Consider the following 19,683-nt stretch of genomic DNA (forward strand, 5'->3'; position numbering starts at 1 on the left):
CCCCGCGCGCGCCATGTGGCGCGCGCAACTGTGGACCGGCGCGCTGATGCTCGCCGGCATTCCCGTGCTCAACGCGCTCACCACGGACACGCACCTCGGCGCGACGCTGCTGCGGGGACAGGGGCCGGCCGCGGTGGCCGGCTTCGACCTCACGGTGCTGGCGCTGGGCATCGCGCTGGGCGCGGCGGCGTGGGTGCTCGGCCGCCGCACGGCGGCGCGCAAGGCGGTGCCCGCGGCGCGCCAGCCGCACGGCGCGCGCGACGCCAAGGGGGCGACATGAACGGCCTCGCCTTCCTGGCCGCGCTGGCGCTGGTGTTCAGCGGCTTCAGCACGCTGAGCCAGACACTCGACCGGCACTATGCCGACCGCAACGGCCGCGGCAGCGTGCCCGGCACCGCCGAGCGCGTGCGCCTGCACGGCCTGGGCTGGGCCGCGCTGGCCCTGGCGCTGGCGGCGTGCGTGCTGGAACAGGGCTGGCCGATGGGCACCGTGGCCTGGGTCGGCATGCTGACGCTGGGCGCGTTGCCGGTGGTGCTGCTGCTGTCCTGCGCGCCCGCCCTGGCGCTGCGCGCGGCGGGCTGGAGCGGCGCGCTCGGCGGCTGCGGGCTGCTGGCGCTGCGCGCGCTGCCCTGAGCGCGCGCGGCGCCGAACATTGCCGGGCGGCGGCGCGGACAAACGCGCCACGCTCTCCGGCGGCGAAGCCTGCCTCTCGAGGATATGGAGGCCCGCCCGCCGCCGCCGGCTATCATGACGGCCATGCCAACCGAACGCCCCCCGCTTCAAGCCATGTCCGACCAGACCCCCGCCCAGCCTACCCAAGACACGCCCGCGAGCCCGGCCTGGGCACTGGAGAATCCCTTCCTCGAATCGCTCGACGTGACCATCGTGGCATGGGAGCCCGACCTCGTGCGCATGTCGCTGACGCCGCAGCCGGCGCATCTCAACAATACCGGCGTGGTCCAGGGCGGCATCCTGGCCACGCTGCTCGATGCCGCGGGCGGTTATGCCGGCCTGTTCCCCGAAGGCGGCGTGCGGCGCGCGGCCACCACCATCTCGCTCAACGTCAACTACGTCGCCTCCGGGAAGCTGGAGCTGCTTACCGTAGTGGGCCGCCGCGTGGGCGGCGGGCGCCGCGTGTTCTTCTCCCACGCCGAAGTCACCGACAGCCAGGGCCGCGTGATCGCCACCGCGCAGGCGGCGTTCCGCCGCAAGGACCCGGCGGCGCCGGCCTGAAGCGGCGGCGCTATTCCCGTTCGTGCCCGCCATGCGCGGACAGCGGCGGCGCGATGTCCTCCAGCGCCCGCCGCTCGGCGTTGACCGCATAGCGCAGCGCGAACAGGCCCGCGACGATCACCAGCGCCGCGCCGATGCCGTAGCCGGCGGCCACGGCGGCGCGGCTGCCGCTGGCGATCAGCGTGCCGAACAGCAGCGGCCCGATGAAGCCGCCGCTGCCCGTGCCCACGGCGTAGAACACCGAGATCGCCAGCGCGCGCGTCTCCAGCGGAAAGACTTCGCTGACCGTGAGATAGGCCGAGCTGGCCGCGGCCGACGCCAGGAAGAACACGGCGGACCAGCACAGCGCCTGGCTGCGCGCATCGAGCCAGCCCTGCATGAAAGCCCAGCCCGTCAGCGCCAGCCCCACGCCCGAGAGCACGTAGGTCAGCGCGATCATGCGGCGGCGCCCCACGCGGTCGAACAGCGGCCCGAGCAGCAGCGGCCCCAGCACGTTGCCGAGCGCGAACGGGAACATGTACAGCCCCACGCGGTTGTCCGGCACGGCGTAGAAGCGCGTGAGCACCAGCGCGTAGGTGAAGAAGATGGCGTTGTAGAAGAACGCCTGCGAGACCATCAGCGCCAGCGCCACGGCGCTGCGCAGCCGGTAGCGGCGCAGCAGCACGCCGGCCACTTCGCGCAGCGTGGCCGCGCCGCGCCGCGCGAGGGCGATGCTGCCGGCCGCCGCCGGCAGCGCGCCGCACTGGGCCCGCACCTGCGCCTCGATGGCGGCGACGATGCGCTCGGCTTCGTCCGCGCGCCCGTGCAGGAGCAGCCAGCGCGGGCTCTCGGGCACGTCGCGCCGCACCAGCAGGATCGCCACCGCGAGCAGCGCGCCCAGCGCGAAGGCGGCGCGCCAGCCCAGCGCCGGGCCCAGCACGCGCGGGTCCAGCAGCAGCAGGCTCAGGCCCGCGCCGAGCGCCGCGCCCAGCCAGAAGCTGCCGTTGATGGCGAGGTTGACGCGCCCGCGCACGCGCGCCGGGATCAGTTCGTCGATGGCCGAGTTGATGGCCGCGTACTCCCCGCCGATGCCCAGCCCGGTCAGGAAGCGGCACACCGCGAAGAACCCGAAGCCCGGCGCAAACGCCGTGGCGAAGGTGGCCGCCGCGTACACCGCCAGCGTCACCAGGAACAGCGTCTTGCGGCCGAAGCGGTCGGCCAGGCGGCCGAACACCAGCGCGCCGGCCACCGCGCCCGCCACGTACAGCGAGCCGAGCCAACCCACCTGCGCGGCATCCAGCCCTAGCCCCTCGGGCTGCTCGAGCACGCCGCCGAGCGAGCCCACCAGCGTGACCTCCAGCCCGTCCAGCACCCACGCCACGCCCAGCGCGGCCACCACGCGCCAGTGCCAGCGCGACCACGGCAGCCGGTCCAGCCGCGCGGGGATGTCGCTGCGCACCGCGCGCGCGGCCGGTACGTCCGGCATGGTCTGCACAAGCGGCATGGACAGGCTCCGGTGGACGCCACGGCGCCGCGCGCGTCGGCGCGGCGACCCGGCCTTTGCGTGCGGCGCGGCCATCGGCGGCAAGCCTTCATCATAGGCAGAATTCGGGCGGCGTCCGCGTCCCATCGTCCTCGTGGCCGGCGACGGACCCGGCGTGGTCGCCTCGCCGCCACTGGCGCCTGCTTCACTTTTTGATACAAGTCAAGCAAATGGCAGAGCACAAACCCTACGGTGTTGGGGGCGTCAAGCGGGGCCGGGAATGAGACACTGCGTTCGGGCGGGAAAGCCTCTCGCCCATGTCACTTCTTCAATGCCCCCGGAGTCATTTCCCTGCGGGCATTTTTTTTGCCCGCGCCCCGCCGGCCGCTCGTGGCACGAAGCGCTTTTTTACATCGATCGGAAAATCAGGGATGCCCGGTGCCGGCACCGCCACGCGGGCGAACGCGCGCCGCAGGCGTGCCTCCGCGGCCGGAAATCCCGCCGGGCCGCGGGCGTGCAGGCCGACCGCAAGCGGGCTGTGCGCCGCGCGGCGCGTGGCACGATTCCTGCGCGCCACCGGCATCGCGACATCGCGCGCGGCCCGGCCGGGCGGCGGGCATCGCGCAACAGGGAGGTAGCCTCATGGCTGGGGCTTCGCGGGCCGCGGGCGACGCGCGCGGCCCCGTTTTTCCCGGCCGGCGCGGCGTACCCGGAATGGCCCGGCCGCGTCAATAGTCCTTCGCGCTTACTCCCACGAGAGGGAGCCGCGCCATGCCGCCCGGGCGCACAATGCGCCCGTGGCCGTACCTGTCGGCATGCAACCTTGCCGGTAACGGCAGATCCTGGACCGAGCCCCTATGATCCGGAAACCGAAATCCCTGACCGACGCGGCGCCAGCGGGCAACCGCCCGCAGCCCGGCGGCGAACCCACGCGGCAGCAGCTCGCCGAGCGCCGCACGCGCGCGCTGGCCGATGCGCTCGAAGAAGCCATCCGCCGCCCGGCGCCGGCCGCCGGCACGGCAAGCGCGCGGCGCCGCGCGGCAGGCCAGTCGTCCTGAAGGCCGGATATCCGGCCCGCTAATCGGCCAGCGGAAAACCGAACACGTCCCGCGCGAGGTCGCGCTCGAAAGCCTCCGTCCACCTGACCGGGCCATCCCGGTACTCGCGCGCCTCGCCGCCCGTCACGCGGACCACCGCGATCCGGCGCGGCGGCCGGCCGGCATCGCCGTCCCCCGCCGCCGCCGCGCTGACCTCGAAATCTTCCTGGGCAAATCCGTGCAGCGCGCAGGCCGACGCGAACGCGTCGCGCTCCTGCGCCGGCAGTTCGTGGAACCGCAATTGCGCCATCGCCGTCTCCCGGAAAACCGCCGCGCAGGCCGGCGGGTCATGAGACAGGCAGTATCGCAGCAAGGGGATTGGGCGGGCAATATGGCGCGGAGCGCCTTGGGGACAGGCGGCGGCAGGCAGCTACCGCGGCCGTTCGAACGCCGGCAGCGACGCCTGGTAGGCCTCCAGCAAGGTCCGCGTCAGCGCCTGGCCGTGATGGCTGTCGGCGCGGAAGGCATCGGGAATCTCCCACTCGAAGAAACCGTCCTCGGCAAAGGTGGCGCGCCCTTCCTGCTCGATCAGGATCGCGTGAAACGGCACCAGCCGCTCCTTCAGGTCGTCGCCGAGCAGGAAGCGGGAGAACCGGTACCTGCCCACCAGATGGCCGTCCCACTGCGCGAAGCCGAACTGCGCGTAGAGGCGGCCGACGGCGGTATGCAGCGTGAAGCTTTCTTCCTCGTCGCCGGGCAATCCCGCGCAGGCCACGATCACGTCGGGCAGGAAACCGTCATGCGCGAGGCACGCGCTGACGAATTTCCGGAAGCGCGCCGCGTGGCCGCGCAGGCGCGCGACACGCCTTGCTCCGTTCGCGGCTGCATTGCCCTGTCCCCTGATTGCCATCATTCCCGTCCCCGGCCGTGAAGTGCCGACAGTCTCCATGCCGCCGCCGGCGGCGGCAATAACACTTCCTGGGGGAAATTTCGCGCCGCGCCCGGCAGCCGCCGGCGCTTCTGCTGCCCGGGCGACGTCTTCAACGATCCCTGCCCGCAGGCGGCGATGATGGTCGCGACCAAGGCCTGGCGCGGCCCCGCCGCTTCATGCTCCGGGTACAGTAGCGGATGCGTCGAATACAAGACCAACCCGCACGACACGGAGACAAGATGAACACAATCGGCATGATCGGCATCGGCATGATGGGCCACGGCATCGCCACCAACCTCGCCAGGCACGGCCACCCGCTGGTGCTGCTGGACCACCCCGGCAACCAGCCGCTGGACCGGCTGCTGGCCGCGGGCGCCGTCACCGCCGCCACGCCGGCCGAGGTGGCGCGCGCCGCCGATACCGTGATCCTGTGCGTGACCGGCACCCCGGAAGTGGAGGACGCCCTGTTCCGCGCCGACGGCGTGCTGGCCGGCCTGCGCCCGGGCACGGTGGTGATCGACTGCTCCACCGCGATTCCGTCCTCTACCGTGCGCATCGCCGAGGCCGTGGCGCGCGCCGGCGGCCGCTTTCTCGACACGCCGATGACGCGCACGCCCAGGGAAGCCGCCGAGGGCCGCCTCAACCTGATCGTCGGCGGCGAGCGCGCGCTGTTCGAGCAATGCCGCCCGCTGCTGGCCTGCTTCGCCGAGAACATCGTCTACGCCGGCCCCACCGGCTCCGGCCACCGGCTCAAGCTGCTGCACAACTACGTCTCGCTGGGCTTCTCCGCCGTGCTCGCCGAAGCCGCCGCCTGCGCCGGGCGCGCCGAGGTCGACCCGGCCGTGCTGCTGGAAGTGCTGTCCACGGGCGGCGGCAACAGCGTGGTGCTCGACCGCCTGCGCCCCTACATCGAATCGGGGGACGACTCGGGCTTCCGCTTCACGCTGGCCAACGCGCGCAAGGACATGGGCTACTACACCACGATGGCGCGCGAACTCGGCGCCGCGCGCGCCACCGCCGAGGCCGTGCTGGGCACCTACGAGCAGGCCGCCGGCAGCGAGCGGCCGCAGGCCACGGTGCCCGAGCTGATCGGCATCCTCGGCGGGAAGCTCGCGGGCTGAAAAAAAACGGCCCGGCATGCGCAAGGCATCCGGGCCGCGGTCCAGGCGACAGGCGGGAATCCGGCTTAGATGTCGTCGACCTTCTTCGGTTTTTCCGATGCCGATGCCGGCAGCGCGGCGATCTTGCCGGACTTGGCCAGCTTGAGCAGGCCTTCGCCGATCTTCGCCGTGCTGACCGCCTGCGCGCCGACCGACGTGACCACATCCTTGAGCGCGCCAAGGCGCGGCAGCAGGGTCGGGTTGGAGGTCACGCCCGACACCAGCGCGGTGCTGCCTTCGGCCAGTTGCTTGTCCTTGAGCACGCCCAGCATGAAGGTGAAGGCGGCATTGCCGAACGAGGCCAGTTGCGCCTGGTTCATGGTCTTGAGCTTGTCCTGCACTTCCTGGCTCGCCAGCGACTTCTGCAGCGCGGTGGCTTCGTCGTCGCGGATCTTGTTGATCGCCGCGGCCTTCTCGGCGGGGTCGGCGATGGCGTTGGCGGTGGCCAGCCGGGCTTCCTGCTCGGCGATGTCCTGCTTGCTCGCCACCGCCTTGAAAATGTGGCGGCTGGAGGTGCCGATCATCTGGTCGGCTTCCTGCGCGGTCTGGATGAAGGCATCGATGTCGCCCGCGGACACGGCGGCGCCCGAGGTGCCGCCGCCCACGCCCGGGATGGCCGCGGCGAGGTTGCCCAGGCCGAACGCCATGACCGGCGCGGTGGAGGTCAGCAGGATGCCTGCCATCAGGGCGCCCAGGAGTGCGGATGTTTTTTTCACAGCGTGTTTTCCTTAGTTGGGATTCAGCAATTGCTTCATGACAGCATCGAGACCGGCGCGGGTGTCCTTGTCCAGGTCGATGCGTTGCAGCACGCCGACGTTGTCGGCGTCCGCCGCGGCCGGGTAGCCGTTCGACGTAAAGGCGTGCTCCAGGATGGCCTGGCCGGCGGCGCTGCCGCCCGCCTTCTGCCGGTAGGCCAGGCGGATGCCATAGCCCTGCGCGCACATGCCGTCGTCGCAGGTCCGTTCCTTCGGGTCGATGCGGTACAGCGCTTCCAGGCACTTGTCGTAGGCGCCCGGGCGCAATTCGAGATTGCCGGCAAAGCCGGACTGCCCGCCGACCTTGCCCTTCACCAGCGCGGCCAGCCCCGGGTTCATCATGACCACGGGCGCCTGCGCGGCGCTGGCGTAGGCCAGCCAGTCGAAGCGCTCCAGCGCCACCGAGCCCACCTGGCTCTTCTGCGCCGGGCAATACGCCACGCGCTGGCCGGACGCGCCGGCACTGGCCACGCTGTCGAACAGCACGAGGTCGCCGGCCGCGGGCCGGGGCGGCTTGCCGGCCACCGGCAGGACCGGCGAGGCCGTGACGCGCGCGCCGTCGCGGCCGACCACGCTCGCTTCCCAGGTGGGCACCAGCGCGTCCTCGGCAATGCCGCCGGGCCGGCCCGCGTTGCGATAGGTGCGGATGGTGTCGCCGATCTGCAGGTTCATGCCGGGATCGTCGACCTCGAAGTTGTCGCCGGCCGCCCCGCTCACCTGCAGCGACAGCGGCTTGAAGCGGACCTCCTTGCCGAAGCGCTCGGCCAGCTCGTTGAGCGCGTTCTTCAGCACCACCTCGCGGCGGTCGGCGGCGTTGAAGCCCGACTTGTCCGTCACCGTGTCGTCGATGCGCTGGCTCACGTCGGCCGCGTACAGCACGCGCCCGTCGCGCGAGAGCAGCTCCGCGAAGACCCAGGCCTGGTAACTCTGCCGGGCCTTGTAGCTGAGGTTGGTCGGCAGCTCGTAGTGGCGCGCCGGCGGCACCACCATGCGGATGAAATAGTCGGGCAGCGCGCGCCTGCCGCTGACCTCGTGCCCGATCCTGGTGTGGCTGTCGATGGACGCCTGGACCTGGCTGAAGTTGGCGTTGAGCGGCAGCGTGGCGAACGGCGCGCCGCTGCCGAGCTTGTCGGTAAACAGCTGGGTGCTGACCGCATCCGACAAGTCCGGGTTGCCGTCGCTGACCAGCGCCAGCACGCGCGGCTTGCGCACGTCCGACAGCGCCATCGTGTTGGCGCGGCTGAACACCGCGCCATCCCTGGGCGCGCCCAGCACCGGCACGGCCACCGCATAGCGCTGGCCGGCGTACTCCACGCGGATCTCGGACTCGCCGTCGTTCAGGACGTCGCCCTTGCCGATGCCGGCCTGGTAGCCCTGGTCCAGGATGACGAAGCCGCGCCAGGTGTCGGCCACCCGGGTCTCGACCACGTACGGGTTGAACTGCGCGGCCGCGGCGGCCAGCGTGCTGTCCAGCAGCGCGGCAAAGCCCGCGCGGTAGGCGGCGGCCACCTTGGCATCGATGCCGGCGGCGCCCTGCGCCCGCGCGACGGTCAGCACGTCGTAGCGGGTCTGGCTGAACGACTGCAGCACCTCGCCGGTCATCGGGTTGCTGAAATACACGCTCAGCGTGATCGGCAGGTAGATGTCGGTGGTGCCGTCGCTCTTGTCGATCCGGTAGCGCGACACGCGCGTGACCTGCACCGACAGCGCCAGCGTGCGCAGGCGGTTCTTGCTGTCCAGGTCCGGCGCCAGCGCCTTGAAGTGGGCTTGCGCGCGCTCCTGCAGCAGCGCGCTCGCCTGCTTCACGTCCAGCGCGGGGCGGAAGGCCGGGTCGACCTTGCTGCTGCCCGCGCCCGCGGCGCCGTCGTCGAAGAAGATGCCCGGGACCACGTACAGGCCCGCCGCCGGCGCGGCCGCGGCGTGGCCGGCCCAGCCGCCGGCCGCGGCGATGGCGGCGCCGAGCGCCACGATATGCCGGCGCATCTCAGCGTCCCGCCTTGGGCTTGCCGCAGCCATTCATGCACAGGGTGACGATGTTGCCGTCGACCATCGAGTCGAGCCCGGCGAACAGCGGATTGCCGCCGAGGGCCATCGCCACGGCCTGGTCCAGCGGGTCGCTGCCCTTGTAGGTCGCCACCACCTCCAGCTGGCTCGCGCCGGCCTGGCGCTGCACGGCCTTGTCCAGCCCCGGCACGTTCTTGAGCGCCTGGTTGAAGGCGGTGCGGCTCATCAGCGAAAGATTGCCGCCGGTCAGGCGGATGACGTACTCCGCGCCGTACATGGTGCGCTTCTTGGCGAACTCCTGGATGCGCTTGCCCACCTGGTTGCCGAGGCTGCCGGCCAGCTTGACGGCCAGCCGGGCGCGGCAATCGTCGGACGACACGCCGGTCGCGGTTTCCGATTGCGTGGCCGAGCCGATGTCCTCGCCGGTCTTGGTGGAGAAGGTCTTGGTGCTGGCCACGCCCGTGCACGCGGGCTGGCCCGAGTTCCGGTCCACGCCCAGGTCATAGATCACCGACGAGCCGATCATCAGGTAGTCCGCGGTGGCTTCCTGGCGCGCGAAGTCCACGTACCTGGCCAGCTCGGCGCCGTTCTCGAGCTGGTCCAGCGTGATGGCGCGGTTGCCGAAGTACTTGCTCTTGAAGATGGCGTTGTCGAGCACCTTGATGTCGAGGTCGCCCAGCTGGCCCTTGAGCTCGTTGTAGGTGTAGTTCTTCTTGTCCGGGCCGGTGTTCTGCGGCTGGTACTTGACCAGCTTGCGGAAGTAGGTGTTGTTGTGGTCCTCGGCGCTGACGTTGCGCGCGTATGCCGATTGCGACGACGAGGCCGCGGCCACGTTGCTGCTGCTGGCCGCCGCCACCTGGCGCGAGGCCGCGCCCGCGGCCTGGTGGCTGCTGGCGCTGGCGGCGTCGTAGCGCGCGCTGTCGCGGCCCGCCACCGCGGCCTGGCCGCCGTAGCCGTCCTGCGCGGCGCCCGCCACCTGCGTGTCGCGCGCGGCGCTGACGCGGCCGGCCGAGGCATCCTTCACGGCATAGGCGGCCTGCTCCTTGGAGGCATAGGCGGCCTTGCTGCTGGCGGCATAAGCCGATTTGCTCGCGCTGGAAGCGGCTTCCTTCTCGTTGTAGCTGGCGCCCTCCTCGTGGCGGAACTCGGTCAGTTCTTCCAGCGGCGCGCGCAGGTTGGTCGGCGTGGTGAAGAACTCGTCCATCATCACCAGGATCGGCTGGCTGCGCGTGGTGGTGGTGTTCAGGGCCAGGCCCAGGTCGCTGATCTCCGTGCGCAGGGCCTTGTCGTCCATGCGCAGCGTGATGCTGACGCGGTACTCGCCGTCGGCCGAGCTGGGCGTGGCGCCGTAGAACGACTCCTCGCCCACCTGCACCACGAGGTCGTCCAGCCTGGCCTGCACCTCGGGGTTCTTGCTGGTGCCGGCGCCCACCACCTTGTCCAGCGCCGCCAGCACGGCATTGCGCCTGGCCTGGCGCAGCGCCGAGGTGCGCACCGAGTTCAGGTCTTCGGAGATCTTCGCCGTGCCGACGCCGCGCGCCTCGATGTCCATCGCGTACGCGGCCGGCGCGGCCACCACGGCCGCGATTGCCGCGCACAGCAGCGTCTTGTTGAAAGCGTTCATGTTTCTGGGTGCTGGAATCAGTTGGAAATCTTGACCGACACATCGCCGGCGCGCGCCTCGATGCCGGCCGCGGTCTGCTCGATGGCGGTGTCGCCCGCCGCTGCCGCCTGCCTGGTCACGCTGAAGCGCTGCAGCAGCGGCTGGTACTCGCTGGACGAGCGCAGCGGCGCGAGATAGGGGCTGGCGTCGATGCGCGCGCCGTCGCGCATGCCGTTGGCCAGCGCGGTCTCCAGCGCGGCGAGCGCGCCCAGCCGGCTGCCGACGGCCGCCTTGGCTTCGGCCGCCGCCATCCAGGCATCCGCGTTCTTGGGGTCCGCCGCCGTCAGCTGGTCCGCCAGCGCCGCGGCCTGGCCGAAGTTCTTGTCGGCGAGCGTGGCCTGCACCTGCGCCACCGTCGGCGCGGCGCCGCCGCCGTCGATCCCCGGGAAATTGCAGGCGGCAGCGAGCAGCGCCGCCGCCAGCATGGTGGGAGGCAGCAGCCTGTTGATTCGGTTCATGGTCGTCAGTCTCGTATCAAGGATCCGCTCTGCGCGCCGGTGCGCGGAGCACCGTCTGCCCGGATGGGCCGGCGGCGGTTTTTCAACCGGCGCCTTCTCTTGCAGGGCGCCTTGCAAGTCCCCGTTATCGGCCTGACGCCGCGGTTCTTTAATGTCGAAGCGATATCGGGAAGAAAACCCGCAGGCGGCACGAATCAGGCCGCTGCACAATGCGTCTGACGAGGGGTATGGCGGGCAATGCGGGGGGCGGTCGATCCTGACCGGCACCACGCGCGGGAAGCGCGCCGGTGCCGGTGCTATGATCGGGCGCTCCCTTCCCCGCACGCGAGCCGATGACGCCAGACTCCGGGCAAGACCAGCCCACGCCACCCGACGCCACGCCCGATACCACGCCCGGTGCCACGCCGCGGTCCCGGACCGCCAGGCTCGCCAAGCCCGACATCCGCCGCCTGGGCGCCCGCTTCGTCGCCATCTCGTGGCGCGACCTGGCGGTCTCGTTCGGGCCCGCCGTGGTGTTCTGCATCGCCGCCGCGTGGCTGGCGGTGTGGCTGATCCAGCCGGCGCCGCCGAACACCATGACCATCAGCGCCGGCCCGAAGGACAGCTCGTTCTGGAACGCGGCCGAGCAGTACCGCGCGATCCTCGCGCGCAACGGCATCCGCCTCGACGTGCTGGCCTCCGAGGGCTCGCAGCAGAACGTGAAGCGGCTGGCCGACCGCGGGCAGTCCGTCGACGTGGCGCTGGTCCAGGGCGGCGTCTCCGGCGACGTGGACAAGGACGGGCTGGTCTCGCTCGGCAGCATGTTCTACGCGCCGATCAGCGTGCTGTACCGCGGCCGGGAGAGGCACAAGCTGTCCGACTTCCGCACGGCGCGCATCGCCATCGGCCGCGAGGGCAGCGGCGCCCGCGCGCTGGCGCTGACCCTGCTCAAGGCCAACGGCATCGAGCCCGGCGGCAGCGCCACGCTGATCTCCTATGACGGCGACGAGGCGGCGCAGGCCCTGCTCGACGGCAGGATCGACGTGGCCATGCTCACCGGCGACTCCGCCACCGGGCCGACCATGCGCAAGCTGTTCCGCGAGCCCGGCGTGCGCCTGCTGGATTTCGCCCAGGCCGACGCCTACACGCGGCGCTTTCTCTACCTGCAGCAACTGGTGCTGCCCGCCGGCGTGCTGGACCTGGGCAAGAACCTGCCGCCGCGCCCGATCCACCTGATCAGCCCCACGGTGGAGCTGGTGGCGCGCGACACGCTGCACCCGGCCCTGTCCGACCTGCTGATCGAGGCCGCGCGCGAGGTCCACGGCAAGGCCGGGCTGCTGCAGGGCGCGGGGCAGTTCCCCTCGGCCACCGTGCACGAGTTCCCGCTCAGCGACGACGCCACGCGCTACTACGCCTCCGGCAAGGGCTTCCTCTACCGCCACCTGCCGTTCTGGCTGGCCAGCCTGGCCGACCGCGCGCTGCTGGTGGTGCTGCCGATCATCGTGCTGCTGATCCCGGCGTTCAAGGTGGTGCCGTCGCTCTACACCTGGCGCGTCAAGTCGCGCATCTACCGCTGGTACGGCGCCCTGATCGAGATCGAGCGCGTGGCGATGGTCGATCCCACCGAGGAAGAAAAAACCTCGCTGATCGCGCGCCTGGATCACATCGAGGCTGCCGTCAACCGGCTCAAGATGCCGCTGGCCTACGCCGACCAGTTCTACGTGCTGCGCGAGCACATCGCCTTTGTCCGCCGGCGCCTGACCGGAACCTAGTCCACCGCGCCGGGCGGCGGGCACCCCCCCGCCCGGCCGGCGCAATGGATTGCCCGGCCCGGATGCTATGATGGCCGACGCCCACCGCAGAGCGGGCGCGGGGTCGGACAAAGCGAGTCATGAGCAAGAGAATCTGGGTATCGAAGCGGGCGGCAGCCAGGGCCGCCGCCGCGAGGGGCGCCGGGGACGGCGCGCCTGCCGGCGGGCTGCTGGCGCTGTCGGCTACCGGCATCCTGGTGATCTGCATCGCGCTCGTGGTCCTGCACTATGGCTTCGGCTGGTTCGCCACCGCCTGCGAGCCGGCCGACGCCGCCTGCCCGGCGGCCAGCACGGCGACCATCAAGGAGCGCGTGGAGGCCCTCTACCGGACCGCCAACGATCCCCGCGCCACGCCGCGCGAGCGCGCGGACGCCGCCGCGGCGCTGCAGCGCCTGCGCGCCGCGGGCCACGTCCCGATGGCCGAGCGCGCCGCCTACGCGCACGAAAAACAGGAAGAGCAGGAAGAGGCCGAGCGCCGGCAGCAAAGGGAGCAGCAAAAGGCATTCGAGGAAGAAGCCAGCCACCTGGCCGCGATCCGCGACCGGCTGATGCAGTATCCGTACCTCAGCGAATCCGACCGCCGCTTCCTCGAAGCGTCCGACGCGCTCGACCGCCAGGACCCCAGCCGCGTGCAGCGCCGCGAAAAGCTGGACCTGGCCCGGCAGCGCGGCGGCATCGGCAACGCGCGAGAGAGCCTGCGCCTCTACCAGCAACGGCAGGCCGACGACGCGCCGCGCCGCCAGCGCTATGCCGCCGGCGCGCCGCGCCCGCAAGACCCGCTGGAGCCGGACTTGCCGCCGTCCACATCCGCCACGCCGTCGACGCCGCCCGCGCCGGCCGCCGCGCAGGCGCCGGTGCCCGCGCCGGGAGCGGACCGGAGCATGTACCTGGGCGGATAGCCCGGCGCGCCATAAAGCAGCGCTTCAAGCCCTATCCAGCCGCAGCGCCCTTATCGCGCCCGGCGCGGCGGGCTACCCTTGGCGGCAATACGGGCGGACCGGCCACGGGCCGCGGAGCGCCGCCCTCCCCATCACACTGCCGCGCGAGGATTCCCGAATGAGCTACACCATCAAGATCAATGGGTCGCCCCATACCGTCGATGCCGAAGCCGACACCCCGGTGCTGTGGGTGCTGCGCGACCTCGTCGGCATGGCCGGCACCAAGTTCGGCTGCGGCATGGGCCTGTGCGGGGCCTGCACCATCCACGTCGACGGCGCGCCGGCGCGCGCGTGCCTGACGCCGCTGGAGAGCATCGGCACGCGCGAGATCACCACCATCGAGGCGGTGGGCGAGAGCGACGCCGGCAAGCGCGTCCAGGCGGCGTGGCTGGCGCAGCAGGTCGTGCAGTGCGGCTATTGCCAGTCGGGGCAGATCATGTCCGCCACGGCGCTGCTGCAGAGCAACCCGAACCCGAGCGACGAGGAAATCGACTCCGCGATGTCCGGCAACATCTGCCGCTGCGGCACGTACGCGCGCATCCGCACGGCGATCCGCGAAGCCGCCGCCGGCGGCAACGCCCCGAAGGCGGCCTGAGGCCTGAGACGTGAACGACGGGGGACCGGCACGGCCCCCCGCATGCGCTAGGCCAGCCTGGCCGGGTCCACCGGCAGGCTACGCAGGCGCCGCCCGGTCGCGGCGAAGATCGCGTTCATCAGCGACGGCGCGATCATCACGGTGGACACCTCGCCCACGCCGCCGGGCTCCTCGGTGCTGTCCACGAGGTGCGTCTCCAGCACCGGCGTCTCGTTGATGCGCAGGATGCGGTAGCTGTCGAAGTTGCCCTGCTCCACGCGCCCGTCCTTGATCGAAATCCGGCCGAACAGCGCCGCCGTCAGGCCGAACACCGCGCCGCCCTGCATCTGCGCGATCACGGTATCGGGCGAGATAGCGCGGCCGCAGTCCATCACGGTCACGATGCGCTTGACCTGCACCTGCCCGCTGGCATCCACCGCCACCTCCGTGACCTGGGCCGCGTAGGAGCCGAAGCAGAACGTCACCGCCACGCCCAGCCCGCTGCGCGCCGGCATGCGCCTGCCCCAGCCCGCCTTCTCGGCCGCCATCCGCAGCACGTGGCGCGCGCGCGGATGCTTGTCGAGCAGCGCAAGGCGGTAGGCCACCGGGTCCTGGCCCGCCGTGTGCGCCAGCTCGTCGAGGAAGCTCTCCACCACGAAGGCGTTCTGCGTATGGCCGACACCGCGCCAGAATCCGGTGGTGATGCCCGCGGCCGGCTCGCGCCGCACGTACTGGATCAGGATGTTGGGGAAATCGTAGGGGCCCGCCGCGTCGCGGATCGCGTCGCCGTCGACGTTGTTGGTGAAGCGCGCCGGCAGCCAGCGCGCCAGCACCGACGAAGCGGTGACACGGTGCTGCCACGCCACCGGCCGCCCGTCGCGGTCGAGCGCGGCGCTGATGCGGTTGTAGTGATAGGGGCGGAAGGTGCTGTGGCGCGTGTCTTCCTCGCGCGACCACACCACCTTGACGGGGCTCCTGACCTGCCGCGCCACGCGCACCGCCTGCGTCACGTAGTCCACGTCCAGCCGCCGCCCGAAGCCGCCGCCGAGGAACTGGTTGTGCACCATCACCTTCTCCGCGGGCAGGCCCGTGACCTGCGCGGCGGCTTCCTGCGCGCGGCCGGGCACCTGCGTGCCGAGCCACAGCTCGCAGCCGTCGTCGCGCACGTGCACGGTGCAGTTGACCGGCTCCATGCAGGCGTGGGCGAGGAAGGGCTGCTCGTAGACCGCGCGCACCACCCGCGCGGCACCGGCGAGGGCCGCCGGCGCGTCGCCCACCTTGCGGGCGACCGCGCCTTCGCTTTCGGAGGCGCGGGCCAGGTCGGCCACCATTTCCTGCGTGGAATAGGCGGCATTGGCGCCGCCGTCCCAGCGCGGCGCGAGCGCGGCCAGGCCCTTGCGCGCCGCGCCGGTGTGGTCGGCCACCACGGCGACGGCATCGTCCAGGCGCACTACCTGCCGCACGCCGGGCACCGCCAGCGCGGGCGCGTCGTCCACGGCGGACAGCTTGCCGCCCAGCACCGGGCACGGCAGGATCGCCGCCACCTTCATGCCCGGCAGCCGCGTGTCGATGCCGTACACGGCGCGGCCCGTCACCTTGTCCGGCGAGTCCAGCCGGCGCTGCGCGGTGCCGATCAGCTTGAACGCGCTGGCCGGCTTGAGCGGCACCTCCTGCGGCACCGGCTCGCGCGCGGCGCGCGTGGCCAGCTCGCCGTAGCCGAGCCGGCGGCCGGACGCCGCGTGCGTCACCGCGCCGCCGCCGGCCTCGCAGGTGGCCGGATCGACCTGCCAGGCGCGCGCCGCGGCCGCCACCAGCATGATGCGCGCGGCGGCGCCGGCGCGCCGCATCGGCTCCCACGCGCTGCGGATCGAGGTGGAGCCGCCCGTCACCTGGAAACCCAGCGCCGGGTTGTCGTAGTGCTTGTCGGCGGGCGCGTGCTCCAGCACCACGCTGTCCAGCGCGGTGCCGAGCTCCTCGGCCAGCAGCACCGGCAAGGCAGTGTAGGTGCCCTGCCCCATCTCCACGCGCGGCACGACGAAAGTCACCTTGCCATCGGTGCCGATGCGGATGAACGCATTGGGCTCGAACGGCGGCCCGGCCTCGGGCGCGCCGGCACCGTCCGCCAGTTCCCGCTGCGCCAGCGGCCACAGGCTGAAGGCCAGCACCAGGGCGCCGCCGGCCGCCACGCCCGCCTTGAGGAAGGTGCGCCGCGACACGGCCGCCGCGCCGGCCTGCTCTCGTTCCAGTACTTCGGGTTCCTTGTCCATTGCCATCGCACACCCCTTCGATCGTGTCAGTTCGCGTTGGCGGTCAGTCTACGGCCCGGCCCGCCGCCGCGGAACGGCGCGCGCCCGCAAGGCCTTTGAAGGGGATTTGCATAGTCGTGCCGCTGCCGTCATGCGTCCGCGCGGCGCGGACGGCTTCATTCCTGCCGGCGCCTTGTCCTCTCCCCCGGGCCCCGCTCCCATTGCATGGGAACGGGGAGACAGCAGCTGGCGCGGTTCCATGCCTCGCCGGCCGCCCGATACCGGCGCGCGCCGGCAATGGCGCTAGAATCGCGTCGTCGGCCAGTACGGCACCTGGCACCGCGAGGTGCCGCCCACTTCAAGGAAACCGAGCCGGATGCCTCAAGACCAACTGGATGGCCTTGCCACCTTCGTCTGCGTTGCGGAGTTCAGCAGCTTCTCCGCGGCGGCGGTGCGGCTCGGCGTGTCGCCGTCCGCCGTGAGCCAGTCGGTACGGATGCTGGAAAAGCGCGTGGGCTTCGCGCTGTTCAACCGCACCACGCGCAGCGTGAGCCTGACCGAGGCCGGCGCGCAGTACCTGGCGCGCATCGGCCCGGCCGTGCGCGAGCTGATCGACGCCACCGAGGAACTCGGCGACCAGGGCCGCGAGCCCGGCGGGCTGCTGCGCCTGAACGTGCCGCGCTCGGCCTACATGATCGTGCTGCAGCCCATTCTCGAGCGCTTCCTGGCCGCCTATCCGCAGATCGACATGGAGATCTGCATCGAGAACAGCCTGGTCGACATCGTGGGGCGCGGCTTCGACGCGGGCATCCGCTTCGGCAACCTGGTGGAGCGCGACATGGTGGCGGTGCCCGTGGGGCCGAAGATGTCCGCGCACGTGGTGGCCTCGCCGGAGTACCTGCGCCGGCGCGGCACGCCGGCGCAGCCGGACGACCTCACCGCGCACTGCTGCATCGGCTTTCGCCACGTGAGCAGCGGTCAGGTGGAGCGCTGGGACTTCCGCAAGGGCGATGCCGCGGTGCAGCTGGTGGTCAAGGGGCGGTTGGTCGTCAACGACTCGGCCGCGCTGGTGCAGGCGGCGCTCGACGGGCTCGGCATCGCCTACATGATCAACGGCTACATCGATCCGCTGCTCGCGGACGGCCGCCTGGTGCGCGTGCTGGCCGACTGGAGCCCGGTCCTGCCGGGACTGACGCTCTATTACCCGGACCGCCGCCGGGTGCCGAACAAGCTGCGCGCGTTCATCGATTTCCTGGCCGCGCAGAAGCTCGGCGGCCAGCAGCCGCCCACGCCGCGCATCGACGGCACCCTGGCGCTGCACGAGCGCTAGCGACAGCCAGGCGGCGACGCGGCGGCGATCCTGCAGTTTTCCTTAAAACCGCCGGAAGGCGTGCTTCAAAGAATAGGCTTGCGCGCCGCGCGGCGCGGCACCGACCATGACGGAACACCGTCACCGCCGTCACCATGCGCAGCAGCCTGCCTCCGCTCAATCCGCTCCGTGCCTTCGAGGCAGCCGCCCGCCTGCGCAGCTTCACGCTGGCCGCGCGCGAAATGCGCGTGAGCCAGGTCGCGGTGAGCAAGCAGGTGCGCGCGCTGGAGGAATATTTCGGCATGACGCTGTTCGAGCGCGGGCACCGCAGCATCCGGCTCACGCAGGACGGCGCGCGCCTGCTGCCGCCGCTCACGCGCGCGCTGGACGACATCGCCGCGGCCACCAGCGGGCTGAAGCATCGCGGCCGGCGCGACATGCTGTCGATCCAGGCCTACACCACCTTCGCGCAGCGCTGGCTGATCCCGCGCCTGGCGCTGTTCTCGCGCGCGCATCCGGAGATCGAGGTGCGCCTCACGGCGTCGCTGCTGCCGGCGAGCTTCGAGCTGGGCGGCGTGGATGCGGCCATCCGCTCGGGCAGCGGCCACTGGCCCGGCCTGATGGCGGACCCGCTCGCGCCGCTGGAGCTGGTGCCGGTGTGCCGGCCGGGCCTGCTGGCCGGCGCGGCAACGCCGGCCGAAGCGCTGCGCGGCGTGACGCTGCTGCACTCCTTGTCGCGGCCCGACGACTGGAGCACGTGGCTGCGCTCGGCGGGCGCGGCGGCGGCCGGCATCAGCGCCCGCAACGGCATGAAGTTCGAGAATTCCGCGATGGCCTACGAGGCGGCCTTGCAGGGCGCGGGCATCGCCATCGGCATCCGCGTGCTGGTGGAGTCCTATCTCGCCTCCGGGGAACTGGTGGCGCCGTTCGGCCACGTCCACCGGCTGCAGGACGGCTACTACCTGCTGTACCCGGCGGGCGCGGCGCAATCGCAGGCGTTCCAGGCGTTCCGCGAATGGCTGCTGCGCGCGACCGCCGCCGCGCAGCAGGCCGACGGCGCCCCGCCATGCGCGCCGCTCAGTCCAGGTCGGTCGCCCCGGCCAGCTTTGCCGTCCGGCCCCAGCGCTCGCTCTCCTGCCGGATGAACGCGGCGAACTCGGCCGGCGTCTTGGCCAGCGGCGTGGCGCCCAGCGCGGCCAGCGCGGGCTTCAGGTCCGGCCCCTGCATGACGCCGCGCATGGCCTCGGCCAGCTTGTCCACGCTGGCCCTGGGCGTGCCCTGCGGCGCCACCAGCCCGAACCAGATCGAGACGTCGTAGCCGGGCACGCCGGCCGCGGCGACCGACGGCACGCCCGGGAACGCCGGCGAGCCCGCCGCGCTGGTCACGGCCAGCGCCCGCACCTTGCCGGCCTGCACGTTGGGCGCGTGCGTGGAAGCGGTGTCGAACATCATGTCCACGCGCCCGGCCAGGAAGTCCACCAGCGCCGGCGCGGAGCCGCGGTACGGCACGTGCAGCAGTTGCGTGCCGGTCATCGAGGCGAACAGCGCGCCCGACAGATGGCTGGAACTGCCGATCCCAGCCGAGCCGTAGGTCAGCTTGCCGGGGCTGGCCTTGGCCTGCGCGATCAGCTCGGCCACCGTGCGCGCCTTCACCTGCGGGCTGACCACCAGCACGTTGGAGGCGCTCGCCAGCGTGCCCACCGGGGCGAAGTCCTTCTGCGGGTCGTACTTGAGCTTGCGGTAGATGTGCGGGTTGATCGCCATCGTGCCAGTGGTGGCGAAGAACAGCGTGTAGCCGTCGCGCGGCGCGGCCAGCGCATACTCCGCCGCCACCGAGCCGCCGGCGCCGCCGCGGTTGTCCACGATCACCGGCTGGCCGAGCTGCCGGCCCAGGCGCTCGGCCAGCAGCCGCGCCATCGCGTCGGTGGCGCCGCCGGCGGGGAACGGCACCACCAGGCTCAACGGCTTGTCGGGGTAGGCGGCGTGCGCGGATGCGGCGCCAAAGGTGGCGCAAAGGGCGAGCGCGCTCGCCAGCAAGGTCTTGTGCATTGCCAGTCTCCAGTCTTTTGCTTGTGTGTCTTGCTGCGGCCCCGCCGGCGCCGCGGCGGGGGCCGCGCGGCAGG

General features: G+C 72.0%; 18 protein-coding genes and 1 pseudogene. 10 read left to right on the plus strand and 9 right to left on the minus strand.

Annotation, left to right across the window (positions count from 1 at the left end; all coding sequences use genetic code 11):
* The 3 genes and pseudogenes from K206_RS43725 to K206_RS0115930 all read left to right on the plus strand — a co-directional run.
* A pseudogene (locus K206_RS43725) lies at positions 1-280 on the plus strand (PepSY domain-containing protein); the annotation flags it as partial.
* Entirely contained in the window at positions 277-633 is a 357-nt protein-coding gene (locus K206_RS38450) for a DUF3325 domain-containing protein (protein ID WP_020203386.1), read from the plus strand. The pseudogene K206_RS43725 and the gene K206_RS38450, both read left to right, overlap by 4 nt.
* Positions 634-786: 153 nt before the next feature.
* Positions 787-1,233 (plus strand): PaaI family thioesterase, encoded by a 447-nt coding sequence (locus K206_RS0115930; protein ID WP_020203387.1) that lies wholly within the window; start codon positions 787-789, stop codon positions 1,231-1,233.
* 10 nt (positions 1,234-1,243) lie between these two features.
* On the opposite strand, the gene K206_RS0115935 is transcribed toward K206_RS0115930, so the two are convergent.
* Positions 1,244-2,716: an MFS transporter gene (locus tag K206_RS0115935; RefSeq protein ID WP_020203388.1), complete on the minus strand. Its 1,473-nt coding sequence runs from the start codon at positions 2,714-2,716 to the stop codon at positions 1,244-1,246.
* A gap of 836 nt (positions 2,717-3,552) precedes the next feature.
* On the opposite strand from K206_RS0115935, the gene K206_RS0115940 reads away from it, so the two are divergent.
* Positions 3,553-3,753 (plus strand): hypothetical protein, encoded by a 201-nt coding sequence (locus K206_RS0115940; protein WP_020203389.1) that lies wholly within the window; start codon positions 3,553-3,555, stop codon positions 3,751-3,753.
* Between the two features lie 19 nt (positions 3,754-3,772).
* Here the strand turns inward: K206_RS0115940 and K206_RS0115945 are convergent, their stop codons facing one another.
* Positions 3,773-4,042 (minus strand): hypothetical protein, encoded by a 270-nt coding sequence (locus tag K206_RS0115945; protein WP_020203390.1) that lies wholly within the window; start codon positions 4,040-4,042, stop codon positions 3,773-3,775.
* Between the two features lie 120 nt (positions 4,043-4,162).
* Complete coding sequence (locus K206_RS0115950) at positions 4,163-4,645, minus strand: hypothetical protein (RefSeq protein WP_020203391.1); 483 nt, start codon at positions 4,643-4,645, stop codon at positions 4,163-4,165.
* A 257-nt stretch (positions 4,646-4,902) separates the two neighbouring features.
* Here K206_RS0115950 and K206_RS0115955 point away from each other — a divergent pair, with 257 nt between their 5' ends.
* Positions 4,903-5,784 (plus strand): NAD(P)-dependent oxidoreductase, encoded by an 882-nt coding sequence (locus K206_RS0115955; RefSeq protein WP_020203392.1) that lies wholly within the window; start codon positions 4,903-4,905, stop codon positions 5,782-5,784.
* Between the two features lie 65 nt (positions 5,785-5,849).
* On the opposite strand, the gene K206_RS0115960 is transcribed toward K206_RS0115955, so the two are convergent.
* From K206_RS0115960 to K206_RS0115975, 4 genes are read right to left on the minus strand one after another with little or no spacing between them, the layout of a single operon-like run.
* Positions 5,850-6,539, minus strand: coding sequence for a hypothetical protein (locus K206_RS0115960; protein ID WP_020203393.1), 690 nt, complete (start codon positions 6,537-6,539; stop codon positions 5,850-5,852).
* 12 nt (positions 6,540-6,551) lie between these two features.
* The gene (locus K206_RS0115965) at positions 6,552-8,561 is read right to left on the minus strand and encodes a hypothetical protein (RefSeq protein ID WP_020203394.1); all 2,010 of its coding nucleotides are present in this window, start codon (positions 8,559-8,561) and stop codon (positions 6,552-6,554) included.
* 1 nt (position 8,562) lies between these two features.
* Positions 8,563-10,206 carry a hypothetical protein gene (locus tag K206_RS0115970; RefSeq protein ID WP_020423802.1) on the minus strand — a complete coding sequence of 548 codons (1,644 nt, stop codon included), beginning with the start codon at positions 10,204-10,206 and terminating at the stop codon, positions 8,563-8,565.
* 17 nt (positions 10,207-10,223) lie between these two features.
* Positions 10,224-10,703, minus strand: a complete 480-nt coding sequence (locus K206_RS0115975) for a hypothetical protein (RefSeq protein ID WP_020423803.1) — start codon at positions 10,701-10,703, stop codon at positions 10,224-10,226.
* Positions 10,704-11,035: 332 nt separating this feature from the next.
* Here K206_RS0115975 and K206_RS0115980 point away from each other — a divergent pair, with 332 nt between their 5' ends.
* The 3 genes from K206_RS0115980 (at position 11,036) to K206_RS0115990 (ending at position 14,026) form a co-directional block, all read left to right on the plus strand.
* On the plus strand, positions 11,036-12,454 hold the full coding sequence (locus K206_RS0115980) for a TAXI family TRAP transporter solute-binding subunit (protein WP_020203396.1): 1,419 nt from the start codon (positions 11,036-11,038) through the stop codon (positions 12,452-12,454).
* Between the two features lie 119 nt (positions 12,455-12,573).
* Entirely contained in the window at positions 12,574-13,392 is an 819-nt protein-coding gene (locus tag K206_RS0115985; protein WP_020203397.1) for a hypothetical protein, read from the plus strand.
* Between the two features lie 157 nt (positions 13,393-13,549).
* Positions 13,550-14,026 (plus strand): (2Fe-2S)-binding protein, encoded by a 477-nt coding sequence (locus K206_RS0115990; RefSeq protein WP_020203398.1) that lies wholly within the window; start codon positions 13,550-13,552, stop codon positions 14,024-14,026.
* A gap of 47 nt (positions 14,027-14,073) precedes the next feature.
* Here K206_RS0115990 and K206_RS0115995 read toward each other — a convergent pair whose 3' ends face one another.
* Positions 14,074-16,272, minus strand: a complete 2,199-nt coding sequence (locus tag K206_RS0115995) for a molybdopterin cofactor-binding domain-containing protein (RefSeq protein WP_020203399.1) — start codon at positions 16,270-16,272, stop codon at positions 14,074-14,076.
* 355 nt (positions 16,273-16,627) lie between these two features.
* Here K206_RS0115995 and K206_RS0116000 point away from each other — a divergent pair, with 355 nt between their 5' ends.
* Entirely contained in the window at positions 16,628-17,581 is a 954-nt protein-coding gene (locus K206_RS0116000; protein WP_020203400.1) for a LysR family transcriptional regulator, read from the plus strand.
* A 134-nt stretch (positions 17,582-17,715) separates the two neighbouring features.
* Positions 17,716-18,705 carry a transcriptional regulator GcvA gene (gcvA, locus tag K206_RS38455; protein WP_020203401.1) on the plus strand — a complete coding sequence of 330 codons (990 nt, stop codon included), beginning with the start codon at positions 17,716-17,718 and terminating at the stop codon, positions 18,703-18,705.
* Here gcvA and K206_RS0116010 read toward each other — a convergent pair.
* On the minus strand, positions 18,638-19,609 hold the full coding sequence (locus K206_RS0116010; protein WP_020203402.1) for a tripartite tricarboxylate transporter substrate binding protein: 972 nt from the start codon (positions 19,607-19,609) through the stop codon (positions 18,638-18,640). The two genes, gcvA and K206_RS0116010, sit on opposite strands and share 68 nt — an antisense overlap.
* Positions 19,610-19,683: the final 74 nt, after the last annotated feature.

The organism is Cupriavidus sp. WS, assembly GCF_000395345.1.
Taxonomy (GTDB): Bacteria; Pseudomonadota; Gammaproteobacteria; order Burkholderiales; family Burkholderiaceae; genus Cupriavidus; species Cupriavidus basilensis_B.